We start from the raw sequence: 12,970 nt of genomic DNA, 5'->3' as shown, positions 1-12,970 counted from the left end.
TCCGCCCGCAAAGATCCTGTGCACGTTGCGCCGCGCCGCCCGCGCATCCGGGCGACGATGTCGTCACGCCCGGGAAATGCGGGGCGGCGCTTGGTTCCGAGCGTCGCGGATTGCCCGGTTTTCCCGGAACGATTCGCAACTGCTCACACACCTCATGGGCACCCTACCGCCCGCCGGTAGCGGTGGTTGTCAGTAGGATCACCCTTCGCGATCGACGTCCGCCGGACACGGGGCGACGGACGAACATCTCGGTCCGGCAAGGGAATTGGTGCGTAGTGAGCCACATCGTCGTCAAGCGCCCACCGCGGGCGCTGCCGAAGGAAGTGCCCACGGACGAGGTCGTGCTGCAGCCTCCGCCGGAGCTTCCGCGCGGGCAGCAGGAGGGTGCACTCATGCAACTCCTGCCCATGCTCGGTATGGGCGGTTCCGTGGTGTTCTTCTTCAACCCGCAGGCCCAGCCCTTCATGAAGATCATGGGCATGGTGATGGTGGCCTCCACGATCGCCATGGGCGTCGCGATGCTGGTCCGCTACCGCCGCGGCAACCAGGGGCAACTGGCGGACATCCGACGGGACTACCTGCGCTACCTGTCGCAGACCCGGCACCGGGCCATGGACACCGCCAAGGCCCAGCGCGACGCCCAGTACTACCTGCATCCTTCACCGGAGCAACTGTGGGCCCTGGTCGCCGAGGGCAGCCGGGTGTGGGAACGGCGCACCGGTGACGAGGACTTCGGGCAGGTACGCGTGGGCCTCGGCCCGCAGGGCCTGGCCACTCCCCTGATCGCACCGCAGACCGCTCCGGTCGACGAGTTGGAGCCGCTGACCGCCGGGGCCATGCAGCGTTTCCTGACCACGCACAGCACGCTCGAGGGCCTGCCGATGGCGGTCTCGCTGCGCGCCTTCTACCACGTGACGATCAGTGGCGAACCCGGCACCGTGCGCGGCACCGCCCGAGCGGTCACGGCCTGCCTCGCCGCGCTGCACTCGTCCGAGGACCTGGTCATCGCGGTCGCCACCGGACGGGAGTCGGCGCCCGCGTGGGAATGGGCGAAGTGGCTGCCGCACACGCAGACGCGGGGCGTCACGGACGGCGCGGGCAGCATGCGTCTGATCACCACCGATCCGATGGAGCTGGAGGACCGGCTGACCGACGTCCTCCAGGGCCGTCCGCGTTTCCACCCCGCCGCTCCGCCGGTCTCCGAGCAACCGCACCTGGTCGTCCTGCTCGACGGTGTCTCACTGCCGCCCACGTCCCTGCTGGCCAGTCCTGAAGGCCTGCAGAGCGTGACGGTCATCGAGATCGTCCCCGGTGACCTCAGCTCCGGGCGCGGCGACCTCTCGATCATCGTGCAGCCCAAGGAACTGCGTCTGGAGTCGGCGCACGGCATGGTCTACGAGGGCACACCGGACGTCCTGTCGTACGAGGCCGCCGAAGCGCTTGCCCGACAACTGGCGCCGCTGCGCATGGCATCGGGCGGCGACGACGGCGAACCACTGCTGGCCAACCTCGATTTCACGGAACTGCTGAACCTGGGCGACGCGGCTTCGGTCGACCCCCGGCGCACCTGGCGCCCGCGTTCGCAGTCGGAGCGGCTGCGCGTACCGATCGGCCTCGGCGAGGACGGCCGGCCCGTGATGCTCGACCTCAAGGAGGCCGCGCAGGAGGGCATGGGCCCGCACGGTCTCTGCGTCGGCGCGACCGGCTCCGGGAAGTCGGAGCTGCTGCGTACGCTGGTCCTGGGACTGGCCGTGACCCACTCCTCCGAGACACTGAACTTCGTCCTGGCGGACTTCAAGGGTGGTGCGACCTTCGCCGGGATGGCGCAGATGCCCCACGTGGCGGCCGTGATCACCAACCTGGCGGACGACCTGACCCTCGTCGACCGTATGGGTGATTCGATCCGTGGTGAGCTGAACCGTCGCCAGGAGCTGCTCCGCGATGCCGGCAACTACGCCAACATCCACGACTACGAGAAGGCGCGCGCCGCCGGCGCCCCGCTCCAGCCCATTCCGTCGCTGGTCCTGGTGATCGACGAGTTCAGTGAACTGCTCACCGCGAAGCCGGACTTCATCGAGATGTTCGTGCAGATCGGCCGTATCGGCCGATCTCTGGGCGTCCATCTCCTGCTCGCCTCGCAGCGTCTGGAGGAGGGCCGTCTGAGGGGACTGGAGACCTACCTGTCGTACCGGATCGGTCTGCGGACGTTCTCGGCGGCCGAGTCCCGCGCCGCGATCGGCGTCCCCGACGCGTACGAGCTGCCGAACGTGCCGGGTTCCGGCATCCTGAAGTTCGGCACGGAGGAGATGGTGCGCTTCAAGGCCGCGTACGTCTCCGGCGCGTACCGCACGGATTCTCAGCAGGCCGTCGTGCCCGGCGGGCCGCTCCCGGTCGACCGTCGGCCCGTGCTGTTCACCGCGGCCGAAGTGCCGGTGCAGTACGCGCCGGTACCGCAGCAGCGGCAGGAGGAGCCCGACGAACGACAGGACGACGCGCTCGCCGACACCGTGCTGGACGTGATCGTCCGACGTCTGGAGGCCCAGGGGCCGGCCGCCCACCAGGTGTGGCTGCCCCCACTGGACAGTCCGCCGTCGCTCGACTCGTTGCTCCCGGGGCTGGCTCCGGTGGCCGGCCGGGGCATGACGCAGCCCGGTTACGAGGGCGCCGGTCGGCTCGTCGTCCCGGTCGGCATCGTCGACAAGCCGTACGAGCAGCGGCGCGAACCGCTCTGGACCGACTTCGGCGGCGCGGCCGGCCACATGCAGATCCTCGGCGGCCCGCAGTCCGGGAAGTCGACACTCCTGCGCTCGATCATCGCATCGTTCGCCCTCACCCACACCCCTCACGAAGTGCAGTTCTACGGACTCGACTTCGGTGGTGGCGGCCTGTCGGCCGTGGCCGACCTGCCGCACGTGGGCGGAGTGGCCTCACGACTGGACCCCGAGAAGGTCCGGCGTACGGTGGCTGAGGTGTACGGCGTCCTGACCCGCCGTGAGGAGTACTTCCGCACCGCGAACATCCCGTCGATCGCCGAGTTCCGTGCGCGCCGCGCACGGGGGGACATCTCGGTGACCGACCAGCCCTGGGGCGACGTCTTCCTCGCCATCGACGGCTGGGGCAACTTCCGTACGGACTACGAGGCGTTGGATCCGGTGATCCTGGACATCGCGGCGCGCGGCCTCGGTTACGGCATCCATCTGATCCTCACCGCATCGCGCTCCATGGAGGTCCGTTCGAACCTCAAGGACCACCTGATGAACCGCTTGGAGTTGCGGCTCGGCGACCCCATGGACTCCGAGTTCGACCGCAAGGTGGCGGCGAACGTTCCCACAGGTGTTCCTGGACGCGGCCAGACACCGCAGAAGCAGCACTTCATGGCGGCGGTCCCGCGTATCGACGGTCTGTCCTCCGACACGGACCTGGCGGAGGCGACGGTGGCCCTCGCGTCCGAGGTCGGCCGCCACTGGCAACAGCCTGGCGCTCCCGAAGTCCGCTTGCTGCCGCGGGAGTTCCCGGCATCCCAGCTGCCCCCGGGCAACCGCTTCCCGAACCGCGGTATCTCCTTCGCCCTCGACGAGGACAGCCTCGAGCCGGTGTTCGTGGACTTCGACCAGGACCCGTTCTTCCTCGTCTTCGGCGAGAGCGAGTCCGGTAAGTCGAATCTGCTGAAACTGCTCATCAAGCGTCTCGCCGAGCGCTACGACAGCAACAGCTGCAAGCTGTTCGTGGTCGACAACCGCCGCTCGCTGCTGGGTGTCACCCCTCCTTCCCATCTGGCGGAGTACATCCCCATGTCGAACCAGATGCAGCACCACATGGACGCCCTGGCCGACCTCATGCAACGCCGCACCCCCACCGCGGACGTCACACCGGAGCAACTGCGCAACCGCAGCTGGTGGCGTGGCCCCACGGTGTTCGTGATCGTCGACGACTACGACCTGGTGTCCACGTCGAGCGGCAACCCGCTGTCGGGACTCACGGAAATGCTCCCGTTCGCCCGTGACGTCGGCGTCCGCTTCATCATCGCCCGCTCCACCGCGGGCGCCGGCCGCGCCGGCTACGAGGCCTTCACCCAGCGCATCAAGGAACTCGGGGCTCAAGGCGTCGTCCTCGCGGGCGACCCGGGCGAGGGCGACCTGCTGGGCGGCGTACGGCCGCGGCCGATGCCTGCGGGGCGCGGTGTGTTCGTGTCTCGGAAGCGGGGGAAGCCGTTGGTTCAGGTCGGGTTGGTCGAGGACGGGGATGGGTGACGGGCTGACGGCCGGCTGACGTGCGAGGGTCTTGGGGCCGTGGTCGCTTCGACGGTCACGGCCCGGAGCCGGAGGTGGCGCGGCCAGATTGGGCCGGTGGGGAGAGGGGTGTTCTCCGGTCCGGCACAGCGCGGGATCAGGACGTGCGGCATGAACTTCCGGGCCCGTATGCCTCCGTACGGCGGACCCAGGACCACGGCTCACGCTGCGACGGGGGACAACGACGGGGTGGGCGCCTCCCGCGCGCGCCCACCCCGGAACTGTTCTTTATGTACCTCCAGCTACTGAAGGTAGCTGGCTCCCTTTTTGTCGCCCTCCATGTAGGTACCGCCTGCCGTAGCCACGACGTGACCGATACCCGTGAGCGCCGTGTGGATGTCGGTGGCTTCCTTGTCCCACCTCTCCAGCTTCACCTTGAACGTGTCCTGGGCCTCACCCTCCCAGTACTGCACACTGTTCTCGACAAGCCTCTTCAGCTCCTGCAGATCCTGCTCGAGGTCCCTCGCCTCGTTAGCGATCTTGGTCGCCGTGATGTCGAGTGCGTCATAAGTGACGGAAAGCCCATCCATGTTGTTGCCGGCCATGCTTGCTTACCTCGTCTCATTGGTGCGTGGCTGATGCGTGCCGGTGTCCGGCCTTGGTCCTGAGCTCGGCTCGACTCAGAAGGAAGTGAAGGGAGAAACCGTGGGAGCACCGTCCTGGAGGTCAATCCTGTTGACCGCCGCGCGCACCTCGTCTTCCTTGGTGTCGATGATGTTGCGCGCCGAGGTCATCGCCTCGATGACCTCAGCAAGGATGTTGCCCATGCTCCGCAGCGACTGGTTGATCTCGAACTGCTTCTTGTCGAACGCGGCTCGGCCGATTCCGTCCCATTGACCGGTCTCCAGGCTGTCGATGATTCCCTGAAGCCTGTGCACACGTGACTTGACGTTCTCGTACTTCTCAAGCATCTGCTTCTGGAGCAGAATTACCGCATCGTTTTCGAGCTTCTGCTTGCCGGCCATGGTCAGCCGTCCTTTCTGTGTCTGCTTCCTGATCCAACTGTTTGGGCTTGAGCCGCACAGCACAGGGCTCCTGACGGCCCTTTACGGCTGTCGATGTCACCTGGCGCGTCGCGCCCGTATGACAGCCACGCCGGCGCCACCGATCACGATGGCTGCGGCAGCTGCCCCGAGCGCAATCCACAGAGTGTTGCCGCCATTCGTCGATTCCGCGGCTGAACCTGCCGCCGAGGTACCGCCACTGGAACCCTTTTCGGGGGCCTGTGATGCGGTTGACGGAGAGGGGGAGGGAGAGGGAGAGGACGAGGCGGTGGATCCGGAGTTGGCCAGGAGGTCTCCGCCGTTGTCTTTCGCGAGGGGGTCGACGTTGGCGGGGCCTGCGTCGTAGTCGGAGTCCTTGAGAACAATCCGAGGACGGACGAACCCATAACCCGCGTACTTACTCGGCTTGTCCTTCGCCCACGTACGGCCAGCCGTGTCGATCATGGAGCGGGTAACCTGGTTCACCGTCCATTCAGGGTGGGCGGACCAGATCAGGGCGGCGGAGGCCGAGGCGATGGCAGCTGCGGCACTGGTGCCTTGGTCGTCATCGCAGTACGAGCGGAGGTTCCCGTCGCACCACCCGGGGAAGCCCTGCCCTGGCGCCATGAGATCCACATAGTTCCCAGACGAGGCGAACTCCGACGCCGTGCCGGATTCGTCTGTCGCCGACACACCAATTACATAGGGGTACGCGGCTGGATAACCGATCCTGCCCCCGGTTCCGCCCTCGTTACCAACTGCTGCGATCATCAGCTTGCCCTTCGAAGCGGCGTACTCGACGGCCTCCTTCTCCTTGGAACTCGGCCCCTCCGCTCCGAACGACATGCTGATGATCTGCGCGTCGGTGTCGGCTGCCGCCCTGATCGCGTCTACGGCCCCGGGCGTCTTCTCCAGTTCCTCCGCCCCACCTTTCAGTCCCTCAAGCTCAATGCGATATGGAACGATCTTCGCCCCCGGCGCCAACCCCTGCAGGCCTCCTCCTGCTCCCGTACCTGCGATCAACTCAGCCATGGTCGTTCCATGGCCGGTGTAGTCGTCCGTGGCGTTGTAGGCGACCGACTTGGGAACTTCGCCGGTCAGGACCTGCCCCTTCAGGGAGGAGGTATTTGCGTTTACGCCGCTGTCGATGACCGCAACCTTGATGCCCTTCCCCGTACTGACCTTCCACATCTGTTCGGCCTGCATCGGTTCCAGGTACCACTGCTTGGACTGAGCGTCGTACGCAGCGGCACCAGGGGCGGATCCCACGCTCACGGCCACCAGGGCACCGACAACCGCGCCCACAGCCCGCGCTCGTCTACCGGGGCGGGATCTGTGGACCTTGGCCCGCTCGGCTCGTCGGCTGGTCCCTGACGTCATCGTGTTCCGTGTCCTCGCTCGTGCTTGGTCAGTTGACGACCGGCGGCACATCACGCCGCGGCCTGCTAGGTAGGTGCATCTCTTCGCCTTCGACCCGGTGGTCGGGACGCGGCGATCCCTGGACGTTCCCATCGTCACCGGACGCTACGTGGCCAGGGCCGCGCACGAGACCGGCGCCGCCACGTGTCAGGCCGTTACGCTCGGCGCCCGCAACGGAGTTGCGTGCGACCGGCCTGCCTGTGACAGCCTCGGACGTTCCGGAGCCCCCACGAGGGGGCGTCGCGCTTGCACCCGACCTCGCCGTGGGCTCGGGCGCTCCGAAGACCCCACGCTGCCCGGGTCGACCAGTAGCGGGACGTGAGTTGGCTACTCCCTCGCCACCGACAACCGTCCCGCGAGGAATCCTGGCGCCGCCCTGCGCAGAAGCGCCACCAACCGCCCTGGGCTGTCCCCCAACAACTCCGTTGGCCCGACCTGCTCCGGTCACCGGACCGCTGTTCGCCCGCGGAGCAGCCGTGCCGCCGGCTCGCGACGTACCACCGGTGACCGCACGGCCCATCTGGGACGACTGCGATCCGGGAGCCATGCCTCTGGCAGCGGACTGCCCGGTCGACGTGGCACGCCCCATCTGGTTCATGGGCCCTTGCCCCGTGGAGCGCCCAGAACCCGAACCGGGCGTACCAATGCGCCCCTGAGCCGACGCAGGGGTGCGAAGACCACCTGTTCCACCCAGGTTCCGGCCTGACGTGCCGTTGGAGACCGGTGTCCTTAGACCAACCTCGAACATGTTCGGCTGACCGCCACCGGGAGCAGGGGTGCCCAGTGTCGGCGGAGTGTGGCCGGTCACGGGTGTGGTCGTGGACGGTGGCAGCGTGCCGACGCTGTCGATGTTGGTACGGACAGGCTCGTCGGGGTACGCGATCTTGCCAGTGATGTCCTTTGCGGACCTCGGGTTATCGCTTACGCCGTGCCTAGCGGCATCATCCGTCACGGCAGCGTCATGGCCCACGACAGTTGTCGTTCCGGACTCTCCAGTCGTGGCTGAGGCAGATCCGCCGGGGCGATACTCCTTCGCGGGCCGCGGAACCCCAACATCAGGCATGGCCGTGAACTCCGGCGTCTTGTCCTTGGCGGGCAGGGACGCCAGCACCTCTTCGGACACCGCGTAGTACGACGCCAACCGGTTCATCTGGTTGATCGCCTCCTGGCGGTCCTTCTCCACCCGTACGGCAGCCTCGTACTCGCCTTTGTCCGCGGTTTTCTCAGCCTCTGTGAAGTGCTCAGGCCGCTTCCGGCTCGTTTCCGAATCACGAGACGGCATGGCACCGCGCACAGACGCAAGGCCCACGGCGGCAGCGGTGATCTGATCCCCTGCCGACCCGGCGAAGTCACTCAAGTGATGCGTGTTGGTGACGAGCGAGCTGCCCCATTTACGAAAGGCATCACCCGACTCTCCGACCCAGTGGACGTTGTCGATGTGGCCTTCGAGTTCGTCAGCTGCCGCATTGATGGCGTCGCGCGCGTCCCACAATGCCTTGCCCGAGGATTCCAGATCCTCCGGGTCCGTCTGCTCGACGAGGTCGATCAGCTGATTGAGGTCGAAGTCGCGCTTCTCAAAGTCCGTGCGCTCCGCGATGGTCCGCCCGAGCGGACTGTCCACGAAGGCCGAGCGCATCATGCGGTTGAGCAACCCACCTCGCGGACGGTCCTCAAACCCTCGGACGATATCCGTGACGCCGTTCTGCCCCTCGACGCGGTCGAGGTCCACCTCGCGCTGTTTGTCGGCCATCGTCACATCACCCCGGTGCGGTTGTCACCGACGCGCTGCTTGCCGTCCTTGGCATATTGGATCTTCGCGATCTCTCCCTGGATGGCGTAGAACCGCTGACGCAGTTCCTCCTCAAGGTTGTCGAAGCCTCGATGCGCACCCTGAACCGCGATGGCCGTCGCCTCAATCTGCAGATGCAGGGTCTTGGACAGGGACGTGAGCTCTTGATGGACCCGGTTGTACTGCGTGTACAAGCCGTCGGCTTCAGGGAAGATACCGTCCGCCCCCGCACTCAAAGACGTGGACCTGATGGTCTGGGCTCCCACCTTCGTCGGGTTGCCGGCCGACGTCTCAAGGTCGCGGAGAACCGCATCCACCCGCTTCACGAACTTGTCCAGGGCCTCACCACTGGCCTCCAGGTTCGCCGCCCTGGCCGCCGACACACCCCCCGCCATCTCTGCCGGAAGCACGACACCCCTCCCCGTTCCCCCGTACAGCCATCGGCCCCGACACGATCGAGACCTGGCCCAACCACTCACCGTACGATCGCAAAGCAAGCCGCGCCTCACAACGCTTTTACCACTGTAGTCAACCTGCACAACGGGGCCAACAGCGATGTGCGTCAGCTCGGTTACGAGACCGATCGGCCGTCCCGCCTTGCCCGTCTTGCCTGTTCACTGTGAACGGGTGCACACGACAGGCCGTGCACCGGACACGCATGGCTCTACCCCATGATTCAGCACCCCACGGACGATGGCGTCACACTGCTTGCGATCTTCATCAGACTTCCGGAGACGTTCGATCGCGTCTCTGCGCCAACTCCCGTGCGCCACAGCTGAAGAGGTGCCCGGGCACGCGCCCCTCCCCCTGCCAGCGGTCACCGGAGTCTCAAGTACGCGTCTCCTGCAAACCTTCACGGCAACAATCTACGCACAGGGGACTTGCCCCAAATCTCCATGGACCGGGTTTGATCGACAGACCCCTGTGTGGCGGAGTACGCGGCATCAACAGTCTGTGCGCACTGCATTGCGGTCCCATTTCTCCTGCCCCGCCGCGTCTACCGATCCCGTGCGAAGTACGGAGTCGGTTTGCCGGTGCACGCGATGTGGAGGCCAGCACGGCTCACCGACTTCGACGCAACGCGGTGCGTCCTGCGATCCATCCGGCGCTCATGGGCGGCCGCGCGGCAACGGGCGGTGAGGGGCAGTGTCCCTCACGCATCCGGGCAGAAAGAAGTCCACGCCCGACCTGGGGCATCGCCGCCGCCGTTCTGCGACACCGTGTCCTTGATGAGAGTCGAGTAGTCATCGAGGGAAAGGGAGTCGCCAGCCTTGTCGGTCGGGTTTCATGTAGCCGTCCAGGTCGTTGGTGGCCCCTGCACCGCTCCGGTCAGCTCGCTGCCGTCCCACGCCGCGTCGTCGGAGACGCTGAAGCCCTGTATGGCGAGGTAGATGCCCATGCCAGCCATGAGGACCAGGATGACGCGGGCGGCGGTGAAGGCCGCGTCGGGCAGTTCCTCGGCCGACGGGTTGACGCGGGAGCGCCAGGCGCGTACCCAGTCCGCCTTGACACAGGCCATCACCAGGAATACAGCGGCCAGGACCAGGCTCAGGACGTTCGTTACGGCCAGCGCGTTCATGTGTCACTCCTTGATCTCCGCTGCCTGCGCCGCGAATCCCGCACCGCCACCGCCGTGCCGCTCAGGCCCGCCACCAGCACCAGGCCGCCTACGGTCACATACGTCGCCAGGCGCGTGTTCCGTTCCTCCGCGGACTCACCGAAGTGCAGCGGAGTGACCGAGGGTGCCTCGCCCCTGGCCACTCCGCCCTCGGGCTTCGGGCTCTCGACAGGGTGCTCCGGGTCCACGTTCGTCAGGGCGTTGACGGGGTCGACCACTCCCCAGCCGACCAGGAGGTCATGGCCGGGGATCGAGCGTTCCGCCGTCTGCTCGATCTGGGCGACGACCTGCTGGGCGGTCCATTGCGGGTACTTGGACTTCAGGAGAGCCGCCACGCCGGCCACGTACGGCGCGGAGAAGCTCGTGCCGTTGTCGGAGCAGTGGCCGCCGCCGGGGACAGTGGAGATCATGTCGACGCCGGGGGCTGCGACTCCTACGAATTCCCCTGATTGTGAGAAGGGGGCACGTTCGTTGTTGCGGTCGGAGGACGCCACCGCCAGGACTCCCTCGTACGACGCCGGGTAGGTGACCTTGACGTTGCCGCCCAGGCCGTCGTTGCCGGCCGAGGCGACGACCACGACCTTGTTGTCGAGGGCGTAGTCGACGGCATCCTCCAGTCTCACGTCGGGTTTCACGGCGTTGGCCGTGTCCTGCGAGATGTTGATGACATCGGCGCCCACGTCGACGGCGTGGCGGATCGACGACGCCAGGGTGAGGGCCGTTCCGTCGCCCTCCGCGTTGTTCTGCTTGATCGGAATGATCCTGGCGTCCGGGGCCAGGCCCACGAAGCCGGTCCCCTTCAGCGGGCGGGCCGCGATGATGCCGGCCACGCGTGTGCCGTGGCCCACCGTGTCGGTGGTGCCCTGGCTGTTGCCGCGGTCGATCTTCTCGCCCTCGGAGTTCTTCGTGGGGAGGTAGTTCGCGCCCTTGGCGGCGTCCACGGCCTTGGTGAGCTGGGGGTTCCTGACATCCACCCCTGTGTCGATCACGGCCACTTGGACGTTCTTCCCCGTGGACAGCGCCCACAGCTCGTCGAGGTTGACGCGTTGCAGCGCCCAGGGACGGCCCGCGTAGTCCTTCGACGGGAACGTGCACTGGCCGCCGTCGGCCCAGGCAGTGGTCGTGGGCAGGGCGAGTACCGAGGTGGTGGCGATCAGCGCGGTCGCGGCGGCCCGGGCCGCCGGCCTCGTACCCCGGCCGCTCCGGAGCCCCCGCGTCTGCGTGTTCCGCCTGATCCGCGCGCTCAGCGCCCCCGCGTTCGCTTTCGACATCGCTTCGCTCCCCTCCACCGCGCGTCTACGAACCCTGCGGCTGCCGTGCCGCCGCCTCCGACAGGCGCGGCCCCGTCGGCAGGAACGTCGACCACTGCGCCGGGATGGGGGACGGCGTCACCTTCTCGTAGCCGAGCCGGGTCTGGGCGATCTTCGCCTCGTTCAGCTCTTCCTCGCGATGCTTGGCCGAGGTGCCGATGCCCTCGTCTCCGGTGGTGCTGTCGCTGTTGGACTGCAGGGCGTAACGCAGGCCCGTGTCCGTGACCAGGAAGACGCCACCTGCCCTCGTCTCCGTGCCCTGGAACTGGCGGTAGAGCTGGCCGGAGCCGGGGGTGACATACGCACTGGAGGAACCGGTGGGCAGTTGAGCGGGGAAGTCGGTGCCCACCCAGGTGGACAGCGTCGTCTTCCCCTTCGAGCCGACCGAGAGCAGGACGTTGCAGACGGTGTTGCGGCCCGAGGTGGCGCTGGAGCCGTCGTTCACCGTCTTCGGCTCGAACGCCGGCCAGGTCTTGTCCGCCTCGAAGGTCGTACTGTCGGCGACCGCACTGGGGTGCACCTGTTGCGCCTCGCCAGCCTGTCCGACGTCGACGAGGTCCCCGCTGTTGAGCAGCAGCGTGGCGACGAACTCGGAGATCCGGGCCACCTCGCCCTGCAGCACCACGTAGTACTGCATCCGCCGGCCGTCGTATGCCTTGATGACCTCACCGACCTTGTCGTACTGCTCAAGGCGGGTGGAGGCGTTCGCCTTCGTGCCGGGCGTGCCGTCGATCGCCGGGATGGAGATCGGGTCGCCCTTGTGGAGGGTGTCGAGCCATTCCTGGGACACGCGCTGCGGGTCTCGGCCCTGGGTGTCGAGGGCCTTGAGCAGCTCGGTGTCGGTCGGGTCGGCCAGTCGGTACGCCGTGCCCTGCGCGTCGACCACGTACTGCGTCCTGCCGTCCGGGCCGACGACGTACATCAAGTCGCCGCCCGAGAGCTTGTCGGAGCCTCCCGTCTTGTCGAACTCCTTCTTGGCCAGGACGAACGCGGCCTTCTGGATGGCGCGTTCGCCGTCACCGGGACGCTCGCACACGGCCCAGCGCTTGGCGACCTCCGCCTCCTCGGCGGAGGGCAGGCGGTCGGGGGCGTAGGGGATCCCGATCGTGGCACCGTGCGGCGGCTCGCCGCTGTCCAGGATCTTCTCGTCGACGGTGATGATGTCGGCCTTGCCGGGATCCAGGAGCAGTTTGGCCGACGCCATGTTGAGAACCGGATGCAGCTGATTGCGACCATCCGTCTTCAGCACCACGTACCGGGTGGTGGAATCGCTCGCCACGATGACGTGCGCCTCCGCGTCGGCCCAGTCCTTGGGTGCCTTCGGGCTGAACACACCGATGCCCCCGAAGACCGCGAGAATCACCACACCGACGACGGCGCCGGGCCACAGCGCGCGCAGCGGCTTGGGAGCGCCCTCCTCCGAGCCCGACGGAGACGGCTGAAGGAAGGATGCGAGCGTACGGCGCTTCGCGAAGGTGTAGGCGTTGAGTTCGTCCCGCCGTGATGCCATCTGTGTCCGCTCTCTCCCCGTGCGGAGCCGTGGGGTGATCTGTGAAGATCTG

The 12,970-nt window shown here is 67.2% G+C and carries 9 protein-coding genes; 1 reads left to right on the top strand and 8 read right to left on the bottom strand.

Going from position 1 to position 12,970, the window contains the following annotated elements; translation table 11 throughout:
• The first annotated feature begins 275 nt into the window (after positions 1 to 275).
• Positions 276 to 4,250 carry a type VII secretion protein EccCa gene (gene eccCa, locus OG202_RS35460; protein WP_328224145.1) on the top strand — a complete coding sequence of 1,325 codons (3,975 nt, stop codon included), beginning with the start codon at positions 276 to 278 and terminating at the stop codon, positions 4,248 to 4,250.
• A 281-nt stretch (positions 4,251 to 4,531) separates the two neighbouring features.
• Here eccCa and OG202_RS35455 read toward each other — a convergent pair whose 3' ends face one another.
• From OG202_RS35455 to eccB, 8 genes are all read right to left on the bottom strand, one after another.
• Positions 4,532 to 4,834 carry a WXG100 family type VII secretion target gene (locus tag OG202_RS35455; protein ID WP_326576469.1) on the bottom strand — a complete coding sequence of 101 codons (303 nt, stop codon included), beginning with the start codon at positions 4,832 to 4,834 and terminating at the stop codon, positions 4,532 to 4,534.
• Between the two features lie 75 nt (positions 4,835 to 4,909).
• Entirely contained in the window at positions 4,910 to 5,254 is a 345-nt protein-coding gene (locus OG202_RS35450) for a WXG100 family type VII secretion target (RefSeq protein WP_327727576.1), read from the bottom strand.
• Between the two features lie 96 nt (positions 5,255 to 5,350).
• Positions 5,351 to 6,577, bottom strand: a complete 1,227-nt coding sequence (locus OG202_RS35445) for a S8 family serine peptidase (RefSeq protein WP_328224144.1) — start codon at positions 6,575 to 6,577, stop codon at positions 5,351 to 5,353.
• 103 nt (positions 6,578 to 6,680) lie between these two features.
• Entirely contained in the window at positions 6,681 to 8,441 is a 1,761-nt protein-coding gene (locus tag OG202_RS35440; protein ID WP_328224143.1) for a hypothetical protein, read from the bottom strand.
• Between the two features lie 2 nt (positions 8,442 to 8,443).
• Entirely contained in the window at positions 8,444 to 8,890 is a 447-nt protein-coding gene (locus OG202_RS35435) for a hypothetical protein (RefSeq protein ID WP_327727579.1), read from the bottom strand.
• Between the two features lie 875 nt (positions 8,891 to 9,765).
• Positions 9,766 to 10,059, bottom strand: coding sequence for a hypothetical protein (locus OG202_RS35430; protein ID WP_327727580.1), 294 nt, complete (start codon positions 10,057 to 10,059; stop codon positions 9,766 to 9,768).
• On the bottom strand, positions 10,056 to 11,369 hold the full coding sequence (gene mycP, locus OG202_RS35425; protein WP_328224142.1) for a type VII secretion-associated serine protease mycosin: 1,314 nt from the start codon (positions 11,367 to 11,369) through the stop codon (positions 10,056 to 10,058). The genes OG202_RS35430 and mycP overlap by 4 nt, the downstream gene beginning before the upstream one ends.
• Before the next feature lie 25 nt (positions 11,370 to 11,394).
• Entirely contained in the window at positions 11,395 to 12,918 is a 1,524-nt protein-coding gene (eccB, locus tag OG202_RS35420) for a type VII secretion protein EccB (protein ID WP_328224141.1), read from the bottom strand.
• Positions 12,919 to 12,970 lie beyond the last annotated feature (52 nt).

The organism is Streptomyces sp. NBC_00310, assembly GCF_036208085.1.
GTDB lineage: Bacteria > Actinomycetota > Actinomycetes > Streptomycetales > Streptomycetaceae > Streptomyces.
The sequence above is the reverse complement of the archived record's forward strand: the minus strand, read 5'-3'. Positions and strand labels throughout refer to the sequence as shown.

Excerpts from the sequence above, each read along its gene's own strand:
- mycP (WP_328224142.1), bottom strand. The coding sequence starts at position 11,369 with ATGTCGAAAGCGAACGCGGGGGCGCTGAGCGCGCGGATCAGGCGGAAC.
- OG202_RS35440 (WP_328224143.1), bottom strand. The coding sequence starts at position 8,441 with ATGGCCGACAAACAGCGCGAGGTGGACCTCGACCGCGTCGAGGGGCAG.
- eccB (WP_328224141.1), bottom strand. The coding sequence starts at position 12,918 with ATGGCATCACGGCGGGACGAACTCAACGCCTACACCTTCGCGAAGCGC.
- OG202_RS35430 (WP_327727580.1), bottom strand. The coding sequence starts at position 10,059 with ATGAACGCGCTGGCCGTAACGAACGTCCTGAGCCTGGTCCTGGCCGCT.
- OG202_RS35455 (WP_326576469.1), bottom strand. The coding sequence starts at position 4,834 with ATGGCCGGCAACAACATGGATGGGCTTTCCGTCACTTATGACGCACTC.
- OG202_RS35450 (WP_327727576.1), bottom strand. The coding sequence starts at position 5,254 with ATGGCCGGCAAGCAGAAGCTCGAAAACGATGCGGTAATTCTGCTCCAG.